This window comes from Methanobacterium formicicum DSM 3637, from assembly GCF_000302455.1.
In the GTDB taxonomy this organism is placed as follows: Archaea; Methanobacteriota; Methanobacteria; order Methanobacteriales; family Methanobacteriaceae; genus Methanobacterium; species Methanobacterium formicicum_A.
The window spans coordinates 134,958-156,163 of record NZ_AMPO01000005.1 but is presented as its reverse complement, the minus strand read 5'-3'; the positions used below and the strand labels follow the sequence as shown (position 1 = coordinate 156,163).

Annotated in this window: 18 protein-coding genes and 2 tRNA genes; 6 read left to right on the top strand and 14 right to left on the bottom strand. The window is 39.5% G+C overall.

Features of this window, described 5'->3' with window-relative positions; genetic code table 11:
• Positions 1-151 precede the first annotated feature (151 nt).
• Positions 152-997, bottom strand: coding sequence for a phosphate ABC transporter substrate-binding protein (locus A994_RS07110; protein WP_004030711.1), 846 nt, complete (start codon positions 995-997; stop codon positions 152-154).
• A 196-nt stretch (positions 998-1,193) separates the two neighbouring features.
• On the opposite strand from A994_RS07110, the gene A994_RS07105 reads away from it, so the two are divergent.
• Positions 1,194-2,000, top strand: a complete 807-nt coding sequence (locus tag A994_RS07105) for a citryl-CoA lyase (RefSeq protein ID WP_004030710.1) — start codon at positions 1,194-1,196, stop codon at positions 1,998-2,000.
• A gap of 566 nt (positions 2,001-2,566) precedes the next feature.
• Here the strand turns inward: A994_RS07105 and A994_RS07100 are convergent.
• The 6 genes from A994_RS07100 to A994_RS07075 all read right to left on the bottom strand — a co-directional run bounded on the left by A994_RS07100 (position 2,567) and on the right by A994_RS07075 (position 6,629).
• On the bottom strand, positions 2,567-3,469 hold the full coding sequence (locus A994_RS07100; RefSeq protein WP_004030709.1) for a phosphate signaling complex PhoU family protein: 903 nt from the start codon (positions 3,467-3,469) through the stop codon (positions 2,567-2,569).
• Between the two features lie 79 nt (positions 3,470-3,548).
• Positions 3,549-4,187 carry a hypothetical protein gene (locus A994_RS07095; protein WP_004030708.1) on the bottom strand — a complete coding sequence of 213 codons (639 nt, stop codon included), beginning with the start codon at positions 4,185-4,187 and terminating at the stop codon, positions 3,549-3,551.
• Between the two features lie 159 nt (positions 4,188-4,346).
• Complete coding sequence (locus A994_RS07090; protein WP_004030707.1) at positions 4,347-5,153, bottom strand: metallophosphoesterase family protein; 807 nt, start codon at positions 5,151-5,153, stop codon at positions 4,347-4,349.
• Between the two features lie 191 nt (positions 5,154-5,344).
• A complete protein-coding gene (locus A994_RS07085; RefSeq protein WP_004030706.1) occupies positions 5,345-6,151 on the bottom strand; it encodes a metallophosphoesterase family protein in 807 nt (268 codons plus the stop codon).
• A 222-nt stretch (positions 6,152-6,373) separates the two neighbouring features.
• A tRNA-Thr gene (locus A994_RS07080) sits at positions 6,374-6,446 on the bottom strand.
• Between the two features lie 100 nt (positions 6,447-6,546).
• A tRNA-Leu gene (locus A994_RS07075) sits at positions 6,547-6,629 on the bottom strand.
• A gap of 447 nt (positions 6,630-7,076) precedes the next feature.
• Here A994_RS07075 and A994_RS07070 point away from each other — a divergent pair.
• From A994_RS07070 to A994_RS12900, 5 genes are all read left to right on the top strand, one after another.
• Positions 7,077-7,241, top strand: a complete 165-nt coding sequence (locus tag A994_RS07070) for a 4Fe-4S binding protein (RefSeq protein ID WP_004030705.1) — start codon at positions 7,077-7,079, stop codon at positions 7,239-7,241.
• Positions 7,234-8,391 carry an NAD(P)/FAD-dependent oxidoreductase gene (locus A994_RS07065; protein WP_004030704.1) on the top strand — a complete coding sequence of 386 codons (1,158 nt, stop codon included), beginning with the start codon at positions 7,234-7,236 and terminating at the stop codon, positions 8,389-8,391. The genes A994_RS07070 and A994_RS07065 overlap by 8 nt, the downstream gene beginning before the upstream one ends.
• A gap of 63 nt (positions 8,392-8,454) precedes the next feature.
• Positions 8,455-9,804: a HEAT repeat domain-containing protein gene (locus A994_RS07060; RefSeq protein ID WP_004030703.1), complete on the top strand. Its 1,350-nt coding sequence runs from the start codon at positions 8,455-8,457 to the stop codon at positions 9,802-9,804.
• Positions 9,805-10,225: 421 nt separating this feature from the next.
• Positions 10,226-11,077 (top strand): hypothetical protein, encoded by an 852-nt coding sequence (locus tag A994_RS07055; RefSeq protein ID WP_004030702.1) that lies wholly within the window; start codon positions 10,226-10,228, stop codon positions 11,075-11,077.
• A gap of 101 nt (positions 11,078-11,178) precedes the next feature.
• Complete coding sequence (locus A994_RS12900) at positions 11,179-11,769, top strand: methylated-DNA--[protein]-cysteine S-methyltransferase (protein WP_004030701.1); 591 nt, start codon at positions 11,179-11,181, stop codon at positions 11,767-11,769.
• Positions 11,770-12,101: 332 nt separating this feature from the next.
• Here the strand turns inward: A994_RS12900 and A994_RS07045 are convergent, their stop codons facing one another.
• The 7 genes from A994_RS07045 to cdhA all read right to left on the bottom strand — a co-directional run bounded on the left by A994_RS07045 (position 12,102) and on the right by cdhA (position 20,770).
• A complete protein-coding gene (locus tag A994_RS07045) occupies positions 12,102-12,572 on the bottom strand; it encodes a 4Fe-4S dicluster domain-containing protein (RefSeq protein WP_004030700.1) in 471 nt (156 codons plus the stop codon).
• 110 nt (positions 12,573-12,682) lie between these two features.
• Positions 12,683-14,074 (bottom strand): acetyl-CoA decarbonylase/synthase complex subunit gamma, encoded by a 1,392-nt coding sequence (gene acsC, locus A994_RS07040; protein WP_004030699.1) that lies wholly within the window; start codon positions 14,072-14,074, stop codon positions 12,683-12,685.
• Positions 14,075-14,086: 12 nt separating this feature from the next.
• Complete coding sequence (cdhD, locus tag A994_RS07035) at positions 14,087-15,250, bottom strand: CO dehydrogenase/acetyl-CoA synthase subunit delta (protein ID WP_004030698.1); 1,164 nt, start codon at positions 15,248-15,250, stop codon at positions 14,087-14,089.
• A 16-nt stretch (positions 15,251-15,266) separates the two neighbouring features.
• The gene (locus A994_RS07030; protein ID WP_004030697.1) at positions 15,267-16,019 is read right to left on the bottom strand and encodes an ATP-binding protein; all 753 of its coding nucleotides are present in this window, start codon (positions 16,017-16,019) and stop codon (positions 15,267-15,269) included.
• A 262-nt stretch (positions 16,020-16,281) separates the two neighbouring features.
• Positions 16,282-17,679 carry a CO dehydrogenase/CO-methylating acetyl-CoA synthase complex subunit beta gene (gene cdhC, locus A994_RS07025; RefSeq protein ID WP_004030696.1) on the bottom strand — a complete coding sequence of 466 codons (1,398 nt, stop codon included), beginning with the start codon at positions 17,677-17,679 and terminating at the stop codon, positions 16,282-16,284.
• 196 nt (positions 17,680-17,875) lie between these two features.
• Entirely contained in the window at positions 17,876-18,394 is a 519-nt protein-coding gene (cdhB, locus tag A994_RS07020) for a CO dehydrogenase/acetyl-CoA synthase complex subunit epsilon (RefSeq protein ID WP_004030695.1), read from the bottom strand.
• On the bottom strand, positions 18,395-20,770 hold the full coding sequence (gene cdhA, locus A994_RS07015; protein ID WP_192812704.1) for a CO dehydrogenase/acetyl-CoA synthase complex subunit alpha: 2,376 nt from the start codon (positions 20,768-20,770) through the stop codon (positions 18,395-18,397).
• Positions 20,771-21,206: the final 436 nt, after the last annotated feature.

The window sequence follows — 21,206 nt, the reverse complement described above, 5'->3', positions numbered from 1 at the left end:
ATTTATAATTATAGAGTGATTGGAAGTTTACTTGATTTAAGTCAATTATTGAGGATAATAATGTTTTAACGCACTAATAAACTAATTCTTGTTAAAAAATGGAGGATTTGGAGGTTATAAAACCACCAGAATCTTCCAAATACCATCTTTTTTAAGAGGTGCTGTTCACCTGCTTACCAGTTGGTACTACTTTATCTGATTTTATAATGGCCTGGCCTTCGGGTCCATCTACCCAGTCAATGAATGCTTTAACTGCTCCTTTTGGATCTCCTTTAACCAGGAACAGGAAGGGTCTCTGGATCTTGTAAGTACCATCAAGTATAGTTGCTTCGGAAGGTGCAACATTGTTTATCTGCAGGGCTTTGGTGCTATTTACTGAAGCGAAGGATATGAAACCAACTGCGTTGGGATCCTGAGCCACAGCTTGCTGCACTGCTTCGGTGGAACTCTGCACAATAGCTGATTTTACGAAAGCTACTTTGGTACCGTTGGATAATTTACCCAAGACTATATCCTGAACTGCATCACGAGTACCGGAACCATCTTCACGGACAATGACATTTATCTGAGCATCAGATCCACCGACCTGATTCCAGTTGGTTATGCTTCCATTGAAGATTCCTTTAACCTGATCCACGGTTAATCCATTAATTGCATTGTTGTTATTTACAATGATGGCAATTCCATCTTTACCAATTTCGAACTGAGTTAATCCTGTGGATTCATTACCTTTCAACGATTTAGAACTGGTTCCAATACTAGCTGTACCATCCTGAGCACTCTTAATTCCCACAGCAGAACCTCCGCCCTGAACCGTTATCTTCACGTTGGGATTAGTTTTCATGTATTCTGTGGCTAATTTCTCAGCAACAGGCTGTACAGATGTAGAACCGACGATGGTTATTTTTTCTTCCCCGCTACCTCCAGCAAGGACAAAATAAGCACCGACTATTACAATTATTGCTACTATTATTCCTATTATGTACTTCATGTCCATAATATCACCTCACTTGCTACTAACTTCCCAGACTATATAAAGCTTACTATATGTGTCCTTAAATACACATAATAAGAACTATTTTTAATTACAAAGCAGTAAAACCTTATTAAAACCAGATTGAAAAACACATTTTATGAACTACACTATACCAAAAGCGATAAATATTTATAGCTTATAGTTATTAGGGTCTTACATGATTAGTGAGGAAGTATTAAAGGGGATGTTCCAACCCAGAACCACACCCTGGAGAACATCCATTACCAAAGTGGAACCAAATAGACTTATCACCCAGGGATATCCTCAGGAAGAGTTGATAGGAAGCATTTCATTTCCAGAAATGATACACCTCCTCTTAAAGGGAGTGCTCCCCAACAAAAATCAGGAACAAATGCTACAGGCCATACTGGTTTCCTTCTGCGATCATGGTATAACACCACCCAGTACCCAGTCAGCCAGGTTGATGGCCTCGGCAGGATCTCCAGTGAACGCATGTTTGGCCGGAGGAATATTAGCTTTTGGTGAAAATCATGCCGGAGCCATTGAAATCGCCATGCACATGTTACAGGAAGGTGTCAAACTATCCCGAAATGAAGATGTTGCCCTGGATGAAACTGCGCAGAAATTGATAAATTATTTCACTGAGAATGAAAAAAAGATACCTGGATTCGGGCACAGATACCATAAAAAAGACCCGAGGGCTCCGAGGTTAATAGAACTAGGACGAAAATACGATTGTTTCAAAGAACACAGCCAGTTAGCCATGCATATTCAGGATCAGTTAAGGGAAAGAAAGGGAATTAAAATGAACATTGACGGTGCCAATGCAGCAATACTTTCTGATATGGGCTTTGACTGGAGAGTTGGATGCGGTTTATTCATAGTTGGCAGAATTCCAGGCCTACTAGCCCATATTCAGGAGGAAAAAACCCAGGAAAAACCATTTCGAAAACTGATGGATGTGGATACAGTAAATGAAAACGAAATAATCAATCGATTTTAAGAACCTCTATTAACTACTCATTTTAACCTATTCCCCACATTAAAGTCTTAAATCAAATTAAATTAATATAGATATTTTTCCACAAAAAATCCATTAAAATAATTTGTTTATTTTGAAAAATAATTAATAGAATTAATTTACTTAACAAAATTTTGGTGCATCTTACGTGCAATTATTAATTTAAATTTATAGATATTTTTAGTGTAACTTCATTCACTTTTTGAGAAATAAACCTGAAATCTTACCACTGAATCCATGAAATTTAAGGTACATATGAATAAATTTACCAGAATTTTTCAAAGACTTAAAAAAAAATCAAAAATCTGAATAAAAAAAATAAAATTACCGTGATTTAGTTTTTGTTAAAATAAAAAATTAGAAATAAAAAAAACTAGTAAACAGTATTCAGTGGTTCATTCACTAATTTATGACTTATTCCACTAATTTCAATAATTCTACTAATATTGATTCTAATAATATTATGATCATCAATTTCGATGGCTCATTCTAATTAAGAAATACACTACACCCATTTCAGCAATCAAATTAAGTGATAAATTTAGTAATCAAGGTTTCATCCTACGGAAACGTTCCGGAGTAGTGGTTCTAGGTATGTTACGGTAAAATTCACCTGCAGTGTCAATTATCTCGATGGATATATCCCCAATACGTTCAAATGCCTTCACAACCCGAGATAATGCGAGATAGTAGTTTGATCTGTCTTTGTCCATAACATCATCCTCAGCCATCTGGGTGGCAATGTTGTTTAAGGCCTTCTTCTGCAGTTCATGGATCCTTTCCTCGTAATCCATAACCTTATCCTTAAGCTCCAGACGCTCATCCAAAAATGCTTCCATGGATTGATTCACCATTTTGCGTGAAGTTTTGTACATGGATTTTAGGGTTTCCATCATTTCTTCATCAATTGGATCTGAGTCTTCCAGGGCAAAGTTTGCAATGTGGCAGGTATGGTCAGCAATACGTTCCAGGTCGTACCCCACTTCTCCTAAGACCATGGTTTTACTGAACTCTGAGTAGGGGTTAATGGATATAACGGTTTCAACAGATGAACGTACCTTCTCGTGCATGTTGTTAGAAATGTAATCCAGTTTCAGGGCTTCCTCAGCCATTTCAGAATCGTACTGGAGTAAAGCTTCAAATGACATGTCAAATTGGCGGCAGATATGTTTGGCCATGTCCCTGAGCATGTCCTTTATCAAGAAGGTTCCAGCGTGTTCACGGGAAGTCTTTTCCTCATCGAACATTTCTGAAAATTCATCGAACTTCTTAAGATCAAGAATATACGCTCTCCTGACCACTCCCTCTTTGATCAGAGGTTGTAACAGTTTAGTTACATACCTACGGGTTAATCCTAGCTTATCTGCTATTTCATCTTGAGTGGCAGGATTATCATATAAAATTACTTCCAAAACTGCCTTAAGAGTACTGTTTTTTGCTCTATTCGTCATTTTATCATTGCCTGACTGATGTGCATTAGGTTAGATCAACCTTCTTTATTTTACTAAAATGCCATTGAACTCAATTTCCCTATAACTCAATTTCCCTTAATTCACCTTTACTAATTTTACTTTGATCTTCTTTACGTATAATGGTCACTGAATCCTGAATAATGGATACTATCACATACAAAAGCACTGCAATGAGTACTATGGAAATTAACACGTTGAAGTGTTGGAATATTGGTGAATATAAGGCAACAATTGGAGAGTTATAATCCACAAATCCGGCCATTAATTTCACCACTCCCACTCCCAGTACTGCTAAACCATAAATTGGTGGTATACGGTCCGGTTCAAGGAGGGGATAAACTCCCATAATTATGAGACCAACACCAATGGTTCTGAAAAGGTTCCAATCAGTGGCTGTTTGCATTGATTGGAATATTTCACGGGGACCAAGGTAAAATGAAGATAACAGGTAGATTATTTCTATAGCCAGGATTATGATTAAAGGAAACGCATAAACTATCTGGCTTTCTACACGTTTTGGGGTTTTTAAAGTGTTAACATTTTCCAGGGGTTCCTTGAAAAAGTGGCTCATAAACTGGTATAACATTGATCCTATTACCGCACCAATTATGGTTCCAGTTACTCCCAGTTGAGATGTGGTGAAAGCCACGATCCCGGAGATAATTCCCGCCATTATTATATCTAACGTTTTTGACATTCTATCCCTAACTCATTCATCAATAAAAAAACATCTTCCTGAATTAATATCTGATTTTCATGCTAAAAAGAATTTCTTTATTAATTTAAGATTTCTTTAATAATTTAGTTAATATAAAATAATTCTTTAAATATTGAATATTATATATTTTGATATAATTTATACACTATGTATGGATTTATGGATATATGAATGGATCACCATGGATTCATCCATTAATCCCACCGAATAATGAGCTATCTCCCTTTTACTCCCATTTTCAGTTCTTACCAGGTTTACAAATACTTCTCCATCCTTAATTTCTATTTGATTGTAACTGGCATAGCCATTTCCACGCAGTTTACCAGTAGTTGCAGTTCCAGAGTTTAAAACCACCATGTTGTTGAGCATCCACACGTTGGGGACATGTTTATGGCCGTTTAATACAAAATCAACACCATTTTCTGTTAAAATATGCATAAGGTCCCCTGAATCCAGTAAGATATTTCTTTCTCTCCCTGTCTGGGGGATGGGTATGATGTGATGGTGGAAAGTGACAACTTTAGCCCGGTCCTCTGGTATCTTAGCCAACTCAGATTTCAACCAGTCCATCTGATCCCGTCCTATCTGCCCGTGACTGACATCGGCTTCTGATGAATCCAGTCCAATAATGGTGAAATTAGAGTTTTTATCGGTGTGGACAAATTTCCGCTTGCTGATCATGTTTTCAAAATGAACCAGACCCACGTTACGAGCATCATGGTTACCTGGAACTATGTGGGTTTTGGTGATGGATTTTAGTTCATCAACAAATTCCAGGGCCTGTTCATATTCATGAGCATAACCACTGGCAGTGAGATCCCCGGCAAATATTAAAAGATCAGGATTTTCATCCTCTAACTGAGCCAGGAAGTTTGATTTAAGTGCTAAAGAGAAGGTGGTGTCCCCAAAATGCACATCAGATATTTGAATTACTTTTTTACCCATTGTAAACACCATTGATTTTGAAAAAATTTGAATTAAACCCTGTTGACCTCTTCTAGAATCAAAACCCCATTAGAATTAAACTGTAGGAATAATTAAACCATCAGTTTACAATTTAACCCTCAAGAATAATTAAAACCCACTACTTACGATTAAACTCTCAGAACTAGTTTTAATTAAACCTGGAAAAACATTTAAATGGTTCCCGTGGAGTTTTTGCGAGTGGAACAAACCACGTACTCATCATTTTCAACTTTAACCGAGTAGTAAGCCAACTGTTTTTTCTTACCGGTTTCAGTGTCCACCAGGTTAACATATAAATTTTCATCCTCAAATGAGAGCTGGTTGTAGCAGGGCCTGGTTTGCCCCCTTAATTTACGGGTGGTGACTGTTCCAGAGTTCAGTGTGACCATCTTCTCAACCATCCACACATTTGGAACGTGTTTATGGCCGTTTAAAACCAGATCAACACCATTATCCGTTAAAAGCCTCATTAAATCACCAGAGTCCAGGAGTATGTTTCTTTCCCTGCCAGTTTGGGGTATTGGCATGAGGTGATGGTGGAATGTGACGATTTTACCCATATGTTCCGGGATTTTTTCCAGTTGAGTTTTCAACCATTCCATCTGGTCAATTCCAATCTGACCATCGTTAATATCTGGTTCAGATGAATCCAGGCCAATAATTGCATATTCCTCATCCTTATCAATGTGAACGAATTTCCGGTTTCCAATCATGCTTTCATAATGCAGAAGTCCCACGTTACGGGCATCGTGGTTACCTGGAATCACGTAGGTTTTAGTTATGGATCGTAGCTGGTCAATGAATGCTGCAGCTTCCTCATATTCATGGGGGTATCCATTGGTGGTAAGATCCCCTGAAACAATTACCAGATCAGGATTTTCATTCTCAAGCTGTCCCAGAAAGTTGTTTTTAAGTTCATGGGAAAAGTTTTTCTCTCCAAAGTGAACATCGGAAATTTGAATTATTCTTTCTCTCATTTAATCACCAACTACCTAATTTAAAGGGAATTCAATTGGTTAGGGTTATGTAAGTAAAAACATTAATTCCAATAAATTTGGTTTTATTACACTGAATATATAGTTTACTCAAAATAATAAACTATTAACTGTTCTATTAAACTATTAAATGTTCAATAAGTTTTGATAAAAACTTCAAAGATATTTTAAAAAAATAAAATAGTTTAAAAATAAAATTGTAAAAGCCTTAGGGGGGATTCGAACCCCCGGCCTATACCTTACCAAGGTATCGCTCTACCGGCTGAGCCACTAAGGCAGATATTTATGGTTAGACTGTTTTAGTATTTAAACTCTTTTTTTGTTATTTGAACTTTGTTTAAATTTAAACAACTAACTATAGAAAGTGTGATTGTAAGTGCAGGGGAAGGGATTCGAACCCTCGAAGGCCTACACCAGAGGATCTTAAGTCCTCCCCCTTTGGCCGCTCGGGCACCCCTGCAATACACTCAAGTGGGTGAATGTCATATATTAAGTTAACGGTCACCTGCCATAACTAATCATCATTTGTAAGAAAAAATAACCATAAATTAATCAGTACTTGATATTATGAAACCACTAAAAGACATGAATTTAATCATGAATTGAAAAAATATTACATGAAAGCAACATAACTAGTTAATGTAAATATTCAAATGGAAAAATAAGTTTTAAAATTTTAACTGGACCTCTGAAATTAAGTAAACTGTTTAAAGAATGCTGAATATCTACGAAGACTAAAGAAGATCGAAGATTGTGGATTAAAGATTAAAACAATTTATTTGGGTTTATTTCCAATTAAATGATAAATTTTAACAGATGAATGATAAGTTTTATAAATATAACTCTCAGTATAAAATTAGATAATGAAAGAACGTTTCATCACGTTTTTAATGAGGTTATGGTTAAAATGATAATTTCTGCAGAATTATGTGGATATTGCGGAGCATGTGTAGCAGTTTGTCCCCAGAATATTCTGGAAATGGTTGGGATAGAGATCATCATCGGTTCAGGGTGTGAAAACTGCAATTTATGCAGGGCAGTATGTCCCATGGGGGCCATTGACAATGAATAAAATTAAATACGATGCAGTGGTTGTAGGTGGGCGTATTGGAGGTTCTACTGCTTCATTATTTGCATCTAAAAATGGTTTAGATGTGTTAATGATTGAAAAAAATCAGGAAATAGGCACCCCTGTGCAGTGTGCTGAGGCCACCAGCTCCAGCACGTTTAAAACCCTGGAAATGGAACCCTCCTCAAAGTACGTCTGTAATGAAATTAAAGGAGCTGATATATACGCCCCAGACGGTACCCATGGTCATCTGGAAGGAGGATATGCTGAAGGATTCATTTTAGAGCGAAAATTGTTTGATAAACAGCTTGCCATAGAATCAGCCAAAGCAGGAACTGATATCATGGTTAAAACCACGGTAAAAGACCTGATACGCAGAAATGGACAGATTTGTGGAGTAGTTGCCAAGCACATGGGGCATACCATTGAGGTTGAAGCAGACCTGGTAATTGCCGCCGATGGGATAGAATCTCGAATATCCAAAATGGCAGGACTTAAAACCCATCAGAGCCCCCAGAGTCTTTGTTCATGTGCACAGTATGAGATGGTAGGTGTGGAGTGTGATCCCCATTATCTTCAATTTTATTTTGGTGAAAAAATAGCTCCAGGTGGATACGTGTGGATCTTTCCCAAGGGAGATGGCATCGCCAATGTAGGTGTGGGTGTTAGGAGTGATACTGAAACTGCCTACAGTTTCCTTAAAAAATTTACATCAACCATGGATGCCACTCCAGTTGAACTTAACATGGGTGGGGTTCCAGTTTACGGGCCGGTAAAAAAAACCTATACTGATAGTTTGATGGTAGTGGGAGATGCTGCGGGGCAGGTGGAACCATTCACAGGCGGAGGAATTCATGTTACTGCACAATGTGCCCGTATAGCAGGTGAAGTGGCAGCAGAGGCCATTGAAAAAGAAAACACTTCTGGAAATTTTCTGAAAAAATATGAAAAACTCTGGCAAAAAGAAGTGGGAAAAGATCTAAAACAATCCCTCAAGTATCGTAAAATAATGGATCAGTTGACTGATAAGGAAATGAATATTGTGGCAGAATTCCTTATAGAACAGGACCTGGAATCCATCTCCAAAATGGCGGTGCTGGGTTTTGTACGTGACTACCCCCAATTTTTAAAACTTTTAAAGGACATACTATAGTATAATTATAACTTCCATCACAGCCAATAGAATTATGATGTTATTTATTTCGCGGAGAGTGCTATGGATTCTGATGTGAATGTAGCCCAACTGGAAGAAGAACAAGATGTTGAGGGTTTGATAAGAGCCCTTAAAGATCATGACTACCTTACCAGGAAAGAAGCAGCTCGTGCTTTAAAGAAAGTAGGGGATGAAACAGCAGTTCCTGCCCTTATAGAAGCTTTACGTTACAAGAGCTGGCACTTGGACTACGTTATCCTCAGTTCAGTTAGGGAAAATTCTGCAGAAGCTCTGGGAAGAATTGGAGATATTAGGGCTATTCCTGCTCTGATTGATTCTATGGAAAATGATCCTGACGAAGAAGTTAGGTTAAAATCAGCATGGGCTCTGGGAGAACTGGGTAATGAAGGAGCTGTGGATGCATTAATCACTGCCCTGGAAGATAAGAACTGGAGTGTTCGAAGAACTTCTGCCAATGCTCTGGGAAGAATTGGTGATCATCGTGCCGTGCCTTACCTTATTAAAGCCCTGGAAGATAACGATTGGCATGTGCGTAAATACGCTGCAGTATCATTAGGAAAAATGCAGGATAAACAGGCTATTCCTATTCTCTTGGAAGCAATGGATGATGAGGATGCAGATGTAAGGTGGAAGGCAATGCTGGCACTGGGAAAGCTGGGTGAAAGCGCAGTGCCTCCACTCGTAAAAACTCTTAAAAACAAAAACTGGAGAATGAGAGCAAAAGCAGCCGAGGTTTTAGGTAAAATAGGGGGCGAAGATGCCCTACATGCACTGATCAATCTTCTTGTGGGAAGAACAACCGACAAAAACCGCCATGTTAGGGGTAAAGCTGCCGAAGCTCTGGGAAGAATTGGAGATGAAGAGGCATTTGAAGCCCTTAAAAACGCTCAAAAAGATGAATATAAATATGTAAGGGACAAAGCTGATGTTTCTATCCAAAAAATCCTTAAACCGCGGAAAGAAATTCGTATCTTAAATTATGATAATGGAGAGGTGTCTTTGGATTATTCTGAGCACTGGGAAATGGTCGAGACTTCTGATGCCAAGAAAGTGCTCCGTGGTTTATACGCTAACAATTCCATAACCCTATCCCTTAACAGAAATACAGACGTGGCTGAAATATCATCACAGGAATTTGCTGAAATGCTCAAAGATGTGTTCCGAATTCAGGGTAGTGAAGTAATTGATGAAAGGGATTTTGAAAAGTATGGTATGGAAGTCTACGAAATTTATGGTGAAAATCACGAGCTAAGCCCCACTAGCATCTTAATCGTGTCATTTAAAAAGGATAGTTTACTCTATTACCTTTGGTTTGTAGGAGATCCAGTTGCCTTCCAGGATGCAAGTGAAGACATAGAAATTATGGTGGATAGTTTCTACATATATGGCTAATGACACTAATACAACTAACATAGAGATTGACACTTAAAAGGGAATTAAATTTATTTTTTAGATTCTTCAACTATTTAGAGAAAATAGGTTTGAGATTAGAGGAATAGGTTTAAGATTAGAGGAATAGGTTTAAGATTAGAGAAATGAGTTTAGGAAAAATATCTATTGATACTTTTTTTAGCCATATCATTTTTTTTATATATTCAGCTTTTTAACATATATTCTGCAGCGGTTAAATGCTTATTAATTCAGTTTGTAAGAAATGAATTTACGGTTGCCAGTATAATCATATTAAATAAAAAATAAATTCTATCTAACTTCAAATTTGCACATCTAAACCTTATCTACCCCATACTAAACAATACATAAACAAAGAAAGCATGAAAAAGCATAAATTAAACTTATGTCATTATTTATTATCATGTCTTATTTGATTTGCCAGAAATGTGGTGGTTATTACGAGCTGGAAGATGATGAGTCTCCCGAAGACTTTGATAGATGCCGGTGCGGAGGAAAATTAATTCACACCGAACATCTGGATTTTGAAACCAGACCTAAAAGTAAAAGAAGTTATTCTGTATTATTTGTTCTAATTATTCTGGTGTTAATTGCCTGCACATACGTGGCTTTAATCATGCCCAATTTCGGTGGACTCTCCGCGGCATCTCCCACCGTACTGGGCACAGACTCTAAAGGTGTGGTAATCAAACATGTTATAACTTCTAATATTACATCTAATCCTAATAAAAAGACCATAGCAGTAGTTACTGGAATGCATCCCCGAGAAATATCAGCTAAAGAAGTTTTACCCGGCGTTCTCAATGCATATGCACTCACTCACGATGTTAAAATTGTGAATTATCAGATAAACGTCACTAATAATCCTGAAGATTTCACCATTGGCCGTAAGAATGGTGAAAGCCTGGTTGCCCAGTATGTGATTCCGGATATTAAAAAATCAGATTACAGTTTGGTGATAATAGTTCACAACCATAAGCAAGGTTATGGTAATGGTTATTATATTGCTACTCCCACCATGGATGCAAAATCAGTTGCTTTAGGCGAATCTGTCCACAAGATTTTACCAAGTTTTAATTATTACAAACGGAACAATGATGCAAAACCAGAACAATCATCTATCAACACCGTTGACAACCCAATAGCAGCCACTGGAACTCCAGTTTTTGTTTATGAAATCCCTGAATGGCTTGGAAATGCTGATGTTATCTCAAATTCCAATAAACTAATTGATGCAGTGTTTAAGGTAATCTGATCCAGGTTTGAATACAAAATGAAAAACATATAACACCTAAAAATGGAAAGAAAGATGGGATAAATTAGGAACTTAAGATATGAATAAAAAGGGGGATGAATATGGGAAAGAAAAACATTATTAATTCCAATCCAAAAAAGATCATGATATCAATTTGCAGGGCAGATGATCTATTCTTTGCAGTAGGTGTTTCCCCTGAAACTGAAAAGATAGTAAGGATTTTCCTACCGCAATCGGGTAGAGAACTACTGGATGAACAGATTTCCCATGAATTTACTCACTTTGAATTAACTGAAAAATACAATGAAGTGGTAAGAAACATAATCAAAATTTACCAAGGGCAAAAAAACGAATTTGAAATGGATATGCTGGATTTATCCACTAAAAAATCAGGAAAACAAACTGGGCCGGTTTCCAATGATTTTGATCTTAAAGCTCTGCACCTGGTTTTTAAAATTCCACGGGGAGAAGTTAAAACATACAAAGAAGTTGCAGAGTCCATGGAAAGTCGTGCCTGGAGGGCTGTGGGAAGTGCAATGGCCAGAAATCCTTTTCCATTGGTTATACCCTGCCATAGGGTGGTTAGATCTGATCTGAATCTGGGTAACTATGGTGGAGGGGTGGAAATGAAAAGAGAACTGTTAAAAAAAGAAGGTGTGAAAATCAAAGGCCAACGTGTAATAAGACCTTAATCTTCCTAAAATTATTTGAGATTCCAGAATAACTAATTTTAAGCACCATTTTCAAAAAAAACTATATCCTGTAAAAAAACCGGTGCCCTGTGACTTTCCACAATAACCAATTACCGTACATTATATTCCAGAATAATCATTATTATGTGAATTATTCACAGAATAACTAATTAAAATATCCTATCTTCAAAAATAACTCAATCCTGTGAATTATTCATAGAATAACTAATAAAATGTCTATCTTCGAGAATAACTTATTATTCATGGATGTATTTTAGTAAAAAATTAGGAAAAAATGAGTTTTAGTTAATTTTATTTGAACTCATCATGCCCTAGATCTTATCCTGGTAAGCTTTCATGGCTTCGTTAAGTACTTCTGTGTATGAAAGGTCTTTTTTGAGTTCCTCCAGATCTTCTACAGAGAAAATCTTCAGAACGTTATCCTTGCAGGCCTCTACACAGGCAGGTAATATTTGGTCTTCTGCATCCAGACACAGGGTGCATTTCTGCACTGCCTTTTTCTCATCATCTATAACCAGCATACCCACTGGACAGGCTATCATGCACAAACGGCACATTATACAGGATTCCTCATCCACCATTAAAGTTCCATCTTCTTCCCGGATGGCACCGGTGGGACATATTCGGGCGCAGGGAGCTTTATCTGGGTGACATTGCAGACAGAATACTGGTACTGTGCTGGTTTTTTTGGTTCTGGCCACTCCATGAGTTTTTTTACATGCATTGATGCAATCCTGGCATTCACTGCAACGGTGTGGATCAATTACCATCAGGGTCTTCATGTTATCACTTTTCCATTTCACAAAATCTCAAGATTTAAAAAATAGAATCTTAAGATAAAATTTTTTTAATATCCTTTTTTTTAAATATCTTAAGATTCTTTATTACTTAACTAAGCTTTCTCTTTAAGTTTATCCAAGAAATCTGGCACTCCCGATGAGTCTCGTGGACCAACCAAAACTTCCCATCCACTTTCATCCTCTATTTCTCCACTTACAGGGGCGGATAATCCGGGTATGATGAGTGTGCGGGTATCCACCTTATCTTCAATACCAGTTTCCTTAATGAGATCAGCTACCGCTTCTGCATTTAACTGTCCCCCTGCTAGGGAAACATCCACAGCTCGACCTTCAGTGTCCAGCACCAGAAGATAAGCATTGGCTTTGCCTTTTATATCTCCTTCCACAGTGTAGAAGGTTAGGGCGAAGTTGGTGGTCATGAGTACTGGTGAGTCTTTGTCCAGTTCTCCGAATTCATAGAGCCCGGGATCCACTGCCTGGGGCTTTCTGGGGTCTGTGTATATACCCTGTCTCAGAGTGAGAACTGGTATTAATTCCCAGATGTTGGTTCCGTGGAATATTAACACGTCAGCATATTTGTTCATGAGAGTGGCAGCGATGGTTGCCTCACGGATACCTCCCTGAACTTCATCCTTTTCATATAACCAGGTGAGGGCGGGTATGCCCAGTAATGGGAAGCGGAAGTCTTCATCCCGTTCTTCCACTGCCAGTCTGCGGATCATGACGAAGTTATCCAGACTGTCCCCAATTCCTTCCTGTACAAAGGTTCCAGGATCCAGAACTATATCATTTATTCCTTTTTCCCGGAGTGCTCTGCTCATCTGTTTCATTTTCTCCAGGTCATTGGGGGAGAATATGGCCAGGGGGCAGTCATATTTCAGGGCCAGTATAGCCATTTCTTCCAGGTTGGTTTCATTAACCGCGTATATCAGTGGTCTTTCATTACCAACTTTTTCCAGAGCTGCTTTCATAGCTGCGGGATCAAATGAACATAGAATTATGGGTAATTTAGCTGTTTTCAGTTTCAAAGCAGCTTCTGCGAATTTTCCAGCATCTCCTGATGCGTTTCTTAGGGCAATAGCATCGAGGGTGAGCATTTCACCGATCCTTTCAAACTCAGTATCTTCTATGGTTTTAACCCGTTCTGCGAATTCTGCTTCAGTCAAGTTATCTGATATGTCAATAACCAGGGAAGTGGGGTTGTAATAAGTTAACTCGTAACGGTACAGTACCTCATCTCCACCGATGGTGATGGTTTTATCACCGGTTCCTATGGTTATCTCACGTACTGCTGGTGCCAGCAAGGTTTCCAGTTTGGCGAATCCTTCTTCAGTCAGTTCTGTGCATAATTCTAGTGGTGCTTCTTTTTCTGAGAGTTTGGTGGCGAAGGCCATACAGGAGGCCTCTCCACAGGCGGCTTCATCACAGTCTTCACAGTTAGTCTGTGGAAGCAGTCTGTATATATCCATTGCAGTGACTTGCATACTCATAACCTCCTATTCCAACTCCGTTATCCAGTTGGATATGTCCGGTACATCAGTTGTAAGGTAATCCTTGGTAAAGGAAGAACCTATTTCGCTTAAAATCTTCACCGATTGTGGGTGCAGCATCATGAAGATGTCCACTCCGCAGAGCATCATGGTTAACCCGGTGAAAATCTCCCAGATTGGTCCCCGGTAATCTGTGGGGCCCCATGCATCGTTTTTCATCCAGGCTTCCCTGGATCCCCATGCATTGGTGGTTCCAGAGCTCATTGGCATCTGCAGATCTTTGTCTCCTTTAAGTGCTGCCAGTCTGGTTCTGGTGATGACATCAATTGAGAATTCTATACCGTAACCCAGTGCACAGGTGGTGGGGTCCATGACAATGTCCTTTTGCGTTAACCCCTCTTTCATCAGATACTTGTTCAGGGTTTTCTGCATGTTTATGTCGGTGATGGCCCAGCTTAAGACTGCATGGTTGTAGTCTACTGCTGCTTTGGCCACTCTCTTATAATCCAGGTCCAGGTTGGCTGAAGCCAGTAAACAACGTTCATCTTCTGCAGCAATGGCAGCGGCTTCAAGAACGACCGGATCCTTCTGGGGATCTCCAGATCCTCCGATAACCAGAGGAACATCCACAGCCTGCAGAACTTCTTCTATGTCCTCAGCAGCCTGTCTTGGTGTTTTATCCATAACCTTAGGTCCAGTTCCAATTAGGTGTATAGTTACCACATTAGCCCCAAAGTCATTAACCGCTTTTTTAGCCCAGTCCCCGGGGTGTTCCATAACATCAGAGAAGTGTTCCCTTATAGGGCGTGGTAGCCCGGGCATGGGAATATCAAATACATCAAATGTTACCACCGGAGGATTAGGTTGGGGTTCTTCGAAACGGTAAAGAGCCTGTTGACCCCCTAAATATACTGGTTTTCTGCTTCCAGCTCCCAGTTGTACCTGGGCAACCTCGCCAGGGTAATCTTTTATTGGAGGAACAAAATCAATGGCTTCCATTGTTTTAATGGTTTCCTGAACTGCGGCCTTTTGGGTTACTGCCTGTTGCACCACTCGTTGCATGGCAGGCATAAGCTGCAATTCCAGTTCCTCAAAATCCATTCTAAATTCGTTGATCTCTATATAGTCAGTTTTTTCCAGTAGTTTAAGAAGTTGCGACATTTTATCCATATACCCACGCCCTTACTTAACTTATAATACGGGATAATATCCCGGATACTGCCTTTACAGTATTAGATTCACTGGCAAGTTCCACCAGGGGCCTTCCCTCGATATCGTACTGGGTTACCTCATCATCCTCATAGATTACTCCTGCTATCTCCAAGCCGGTTTCTCTAGCTTTTTCCATGATTTCATCTTCATTTTCAATGTTCACCCGGTTTACCACCAAGTATAACTCTTTGAAGTTGATATCCAGTTCATCAGCCAGTTGTCCGATTCTTTGTGCAGTGAGCATTCCTCTTTTAGATTTATCAGTGACTACCAGCATCACATCCACGTTTTGGGTGGTTCTGCGGCTGAGGTGTTCCAGTCCAGCCTCGGTGTCAATGATGATTATATCATAATTGGATGATAGGTTCTCGATTATTCTTCGGAGCATGTTATTAACTGCACAGTAGCATCCACTGCCTTCAGGTCTCCCCATAACCAGAAGATCAAAATTGGGAGTTTCAATGATGGACTCCATGATCTTGTAGTCCAGGATATCCCACTTGTTCATACCGGTAGGTATTCTGCCCTTTGCAGTGTCTTCTTTTAATTCTTCCCGAACGTCTCCCACAGTTTTATGAACATCCACCCCTAATGCTTCGGGTAAGTTGCTGTCAGGGTCCGCATCAATTGCCAGGATATCCTTCTGGGTGCTGGACAGGTTTTTTATGAGAAGAGATGATATCAGGGTTTTCCCAGTTCCACCTTTACCACTTACTGCGATGATCACTTTATTGCTCCTTTAATTTTCATCCTTTATTTCAAATAATTCGCTTTACTATTAATTTTAATCAATAACCCGGCTATTTTTTATCTGAATAAATTATTTTTAGCCAGATAACTAGCCTTTCGAATTATTTGGCCAGTTCAATTTTACTTAAACCAGATGATCCATTTTTTTTGCCAGTTCAATTATTCTTAGATGTGCTATTTTTGCTATTTTAATTATTCTAAGCCAACTGAGTCATTTTAGTTATTTTTAGCAAGTTGCCTCATTTCTTTTTTATAATCACTTTTTCAGCATAGATCTTGGCATTTTTGAAGACTATCTTAACCCCACCAGATGATGAGGGTATTGCTAATTCTGGTGCATATGCAACCGGAGCCATTGGCACATCTTCCACCTCCACTTCACCCCATTCTTCAGGAATTTCATCCTCTGTGACGATTTCTTCTTCTGCAGGAGTGATTTTAATTCTTTGGAGTATTGGATGTCCTTTTTCTTCCAGGAAGCTGCGAATCTCCTTAAGGTTAGAACCATCCTCTTCAGTAGGGATTTTATCCCGGATGTCTTCGGGTATGTAATCTTCCAGAGAATCTTTGATCTCCTTAGGTAACCACACTATCCGCTCGTAACCCCCATCTGCCTGTAGGAACTTGGGTGAGCGCATGTACTCCAGAGAAAGACCTGTGAATCCTTCCACCTGTTTACCTCCAGAACACTGCCCCGCCATTGCAGAGAAGGGTATTCCCAGTGGTGTTTCACCACGGAAATCACGGTCAACGATCCCTATCCCATCCAATTCAGGGATGTAAAAGGCAACTGCCTCAAAACAACCACAGGAAGTGTGAGGATATTCAAACACACTGTGCAGGTACACTTTTTCTACTGTACCCTGGGATCGTTCGGTTACGGTGGTGTTAACGTTACTGTATTCTCCTTTAACTGTGTCCAGAACATCACCTTTATCAATTTCAAAAATTGGTCCGTCTGGATCCATTTTCGCTGCTGCACGGCAGTCGAACCAGTTAATAGCACCACATAGGGCTGTTCTGTCAGGAGTTACCACACAGACATGGGTGGGTGCAAATGATTGGCACATTACACAGCCGTAAAACACGTCCACGTCCTCATCAGAGAGTTCACGGGCTCTTGCATCTCTGGTTTGATACTGTTCTTTGGCATTGGATACGAATTCTTCCACTTTTGCTGGTTCAGTTAGAATGGTAACTGCAATGGATTCAATTAATGGGAACTCTTCTTTGAAGAGTATGGATAGAGTTTTTGCTAGATGTTCCAGTTTGAAACCTGCTGCTAGGGCTTCTTTGCTTACCCTGCACCATATAGCATCTCTTTGGTTAAGGTGCATGAATCCCTTAACGTAGTTGCAGAGTTCATGAGTTCGGCGTTCAATAACACCTTCCAATTCTTTTTCCAGGTGTTCCCCCTGGATTTCAATCAGGATCCCAAAAGGATGAATATCTCCTTCCTGCATGGCATCCAGTTCAGGCCCTATGACTTCAATTTTGCCATCTTCAACGTCTTCTTCGACTTGCACCAGTTCCGCGCCCATGGACTTGGGACCTGCCAGTTCCACGAACATGTTGGCCGATCTGATACGTTCACCCTCATACATTGGGCTTACATCAACAGGTATATCTTCAAACATCCAATTCCTCCGTTTACAATACGCCTCTTTTCATCTCATACTAATCAAATCAGTTAATTAATCAAACACAAATTTATGTATGTAATTTAGTACATACTTCATTGAGTTGATATTTTGTTGTTTTATGACTGTGATTTAACTTCGTTATTTTTATTTACTGATAATTTTTAAAGGTTGTCCCCCCGTATTTTAAAGATTAATCCTCTTTACCCATTTTTTCAAGATAATTGAACCATTCTTCATCTTTCATGTTAGGGAATGATGCATCTGCATTGGAATGGAAGAATTTGCAGATAGTCAATGTCTTCAGGTAAGGTGCAAAGTGTTTGAGTGTTGATAGACCCTGGGAACCAATGTAATATATACATCCCAGGAAGATCACCAGGTCATGTTGACCTTTACCACTTACCCCCTGCCATTCAGGGTCTTTAAGAAGGTTAACAATCTCCACCACACCATAAGCAGTTGGATCGAGGCCTTTATCCTTAAAAGATTTATAGGCATCAGCTGTGGTAACTACCGGAAGATCCCATTTTTCTGCTATCCTGGTAGCATACGAAAGGACTGGATCTTCTTTAACCAGAGGCCCAAGAATTAAAAGAGGTCTTTTAGCCTTTTTTATCATGAGCTCGGCAGTTTCTGGTGTTACCAGTAATGCTTGTTTTGGTCCGGCAATTACTGTGGGTTGCCAGGGTATAACTCTCTCATTAGCCATTTAATCACCGTCCATTCCCATTAAAGAAGGTTCCTGAGCTACTTTTCGGGGCTCCCATCCTACTTCTTTCAGGATGTTCTGAACATCTTTTTTATAAGTTATAGGAATATCTTTCTCAGTTCTTACAAACAGATGAATATCTGGAGGTAATTCACCGAAGTAACGCTTGTAAAGGTCCATATAATTGTTGAGTTTGATTTGTCTGCCTTTAGCAGTGTCAGTAGGCCTGATGCACAATTTAGCAATTACTGGTAGGGCTTCTTCTTTGGTTTCAGCAGCATAGAGCAGGTGTTCCGGTGCAGGTTCTCCTTCCATAACCTCCCCGGTACGCAGATCCTTGACCTTCCAGCTGTCGGCTTGATCTGCCCTTCCCAGGTATAATCGACGATATTTAGATCCATGGGGCCCCAGTACAACTGGTATTCCCCAGCGGTTAACTCCTGTAGCGATTGCTGCGGCCTTTTGACTGTATGCTCCCCAGGCTACTCCACAGGCACCCACCCGGTTTAAGATGTAATCGGCAATTTCTTCGAAGTTACCTTCCAGTGGTTTTTTGGCGAATATATTGGCGATCTTGATGGTGGCTCCCACTACATGGGAGTTGGATACACATGACCCCATGTTAACCAGACCACGGGCATCAAACTCTCCACTGTACTGTTCATAAAGTGTTTTTCCTTCTTCATCCCGGTACTCTCCAATACTCATGGCTCCACAACCAGTGGTTAACACAATGTAGTTCCGTTCCAGGAATTCTTTGGCCATTTCAGCCACTTCTTTTCCACCATTAGGGTAGTTGGAACATCCCACAAAGGCAATAACCCCTGGTATGTCCCCCAGTACTATGGGTGCACCCACTCTACGGATTTCAACATCCTGTGCAGGTCCCCTTCCAGCCCTTATGTTGAATTTTTCTTCTTTAGAAAGTTTTTCTCCGACTTTTGCCAGCATGGACATTAGCGGAAGGTCTCTTTCACATTCCTGTTCACATCGTCCACAGGTGTAACATATATCATTGGTGTAGAGCTCTTCAAACTTGGAGAAATCACCTTCACTGGCTTTAACAACCGCGTCCATCATAGGCTGGCCATTGGGGCAAACTCTAACACACCAACCACATTCTGTACATTCTGAGGCTAATTTCTGGACTTCGTCGAGATCTGGCAACATTTTTAGTGTTTTTCGTTCAGGAGATAGGATTTTAGCAGTTTTTACAGCTACTTCTCCCACTTTAGCCGGATCAAGTATCAATGCCCCTTCTATTTCCTTGTTGACCAGTTTACTTACAATTCTATCTGAATCCTCATTGGTGAGGTCTGGTAGTCCCAGACAGATTTTATCTGTGGTGGCGATTACTGCGGTGTTTTTAGCCTGGGCTTCTTCCAGTACATCGGTACGCACACACTGTTCATCAACCACTATAACATCAGCCACTCCACTGCGCACAAATTTGAGCTGTTTGGATATGGGACCCACTACTTTGGCCTGTGGATTGTATCTGCTGATATCAATGGCTGCACAGCATATTCCACAGACTTCCAGGTCTTCTTCCTGACCAGTTTCATCCATGTAATCCATTATTCCTGCACCAGGAAGCACGTTGTGCCCTATACATAATACAACTGGTTTTTCTGCATCAATGGTTCCAACACCAAGTTCTATCAGTGGAGCATCTTCATCCCCTTTAGGTAAGTTCAGAGCAGCTATTTGAGCAATGTCTCCAATTTCCATACCTAAATTATCCATCAGTCCAGCATGGAGCGCTTTTGATTCGAAATCAATAGATTTTCCCTCTTGTCCTGTGTGACAGGAAGATAAGAGGTGTATCATTTGTTCTTCCAGATAATCCATGGCTTCTTTTAAATCACCAAGTTTTTTGGGAGTTTTACCCAGTACAGTCATCATGATGGGTGCCTGAATATCGATGTTCATACCCATATCTATTGGCTGATCCGCACCGAATTCTTCGATGAGATGATCAACCAAATGCCTTGAGTGGCCAGAGTGACATGCTGAACCAATACAGCTAGCCAACAAAACCATACGGGCCTGTTGAGCAGCTGCATCTATTCCACATGCACCTTTTTTATTGGTTAAATCACACTTACCAAAGGTACATAGACAGCACATATCACAGAATGGAGCATAGAACGGCTCGTATCTACCCATTAACTTCATGTCCCATGATCTTAGATCAGTTATATTAGGTTTGGGAGTAGGTCCCTCAACTCTGGAACTCTCTACTTCCCTTTTTTCTTCAGCAATTTCATCAATGGAAGCAATTTCGCCAAGGGAAATTTTAACATCCTTGGTTTTCCAAAAATCATCTTTAAAATCTTTTAGTTTAGACTTTTGTTTAGGTGCCACAACAATCACCGAATTATTAATGATTTATAATGATGGTTTTTCTTCTACAAATTAGGACATATATAGTTTGTGCATAATTAATGTCATTTTAAAAAAAGAACTTGTGATGCTTTAATAATATTTTCTAAAAAAATCAGATGGTTTCTCCAGAGGTTTCCTCATTTCAAAATCATGATCTTGTTGGGAAATTATCAATTAGCACAAGTTATATATAAATCTAAGGGTAGATCAGCCAGCTGCAGAATAGGTAATGAAGCAGAATTGTTAATGAATTATTGAAAAAAAGAATTAAAAAATTAATATATTAAAAAACTGTAAAAAATGAAGACATTTCCATGAACATCTTATTAAAAATCATATTTAATAACTTTTTTAAAGAAAAATATGATTTTAAAAATCAATATCCCCAACCAAAATCCGTGCGAATCTAACAGAGAATATTAAG

Excerpts from the sequence above, each read along its gene's own strand:
- A994_RS07095 (WP_004030708.1), bottom strand. The coding sequence starts at position 4,187 with ATGTCAAAAACGTTAGATATAATAATGGCGGGAATTATCTCCGGGATC.
- A994_RS07060 (WP_004030703.1), top strand. The coding sequence starts at position 8,455 with ATGGATTCTGATGTGAATGTAGCCCAACTGGAAGAAGAACAAGATGTT.
- A994_RS07105 (WP_004030710.1), top strand. The coding sequence starts at position 1,194 with ATGATTAGTGAGGAAGTATTAAAGGGGATGTTCCAACCCAGAACCACA.
- A994_RS07055 (WP_004030702.1), top strand. The coding sequence starts at position 10,226 with ATGTCTTATTTGATTTGCCAGAAATGTGGTGGTTATTACGAGCTGGAA.
- cdhD (WP_004030698.1), bottom strand. The coding sequence starts at position 15,250 with ATGGATAAAATGTCGCAACTTCTTAAACTACTGGAAAAAACTGACTAT.
- A994_RS07070 (WP_004030705.1), top strand. The coding sequence starts at position 7,077 with ATGATAATTTCTGCAGAATTATGTGGATATTGCGGAGCATGTGTAGCA.
- cdhB (WP_004030695.1), bottom strand. The coding sequence starts at position 18,394 with ATGGCTAATGAGAGAGTTATACCCTGGCAACCCACAGTAATTGCCGGA.
- A994_RS07045 (WP_004030700.1), bottom strand. The coding sequence starts at position 12,572 with ATGAAGACCCTGATGGTAATTGATCCACACCGTTGCAGTGAATGCCAG.
- A994_RS07110 (WP_004030711.1), bottom strand. The coding sequence starts at position 997 with ATGGACATGAAGTACATAATAGGAATAATAGTAGCAATAATTGTAATA.
- A994_RS07065 (WP_004030704.1), top strand. The coding sequence starts at position 7,234 with ATGAATAAAATTAAATACGATGCAGTGGTTGTAGGTGGGCGTATTGGA.
- A994_RS12900 (WP_004030701.1), top strand. The coding sequence starts at position 11,179 with ATGGGAAAGAAAAACATTATTAATTCCAATCCAAAAAAGATCATGATA.
- A994_RS07100 (WP_004030709.1), bottom strand. The coding sequence starts at position 3,469 with ATGACGAATAGAGCAAAAAACAGTACTCTTAAGGCAGTTTTGGAAGTA.
- A994_RS07085 (WP_004030706.1), bottom strand. The coding sequence starts at position 6,151 with ATGAGAGAAAGAATAATTCAAATTTCCGATGTTCACTTTGGAGAGAAA.
- A994_RS07090 (WP_004030707.1), bottom strand. The coding sequence starts at position 5,153 with ATGGGTAAAAAAGTAATTCAAATATCTGATGTGCATTTTGGGGACACC.
- cdhC (WP_004030696.1), bottom strand. The coding sequence starts at position 17,679 with ATGTTTGAAGATATACCTGTTGATGTAAGCCCAATGTATGAGGGTGAA.
- acsC (WP_004030699.1), bottom strand. The coding sequence starts at position 14,074 with ATGCAAGTCACTGCAATGGATATATACAGACTGCTTCCACAGACTAAC.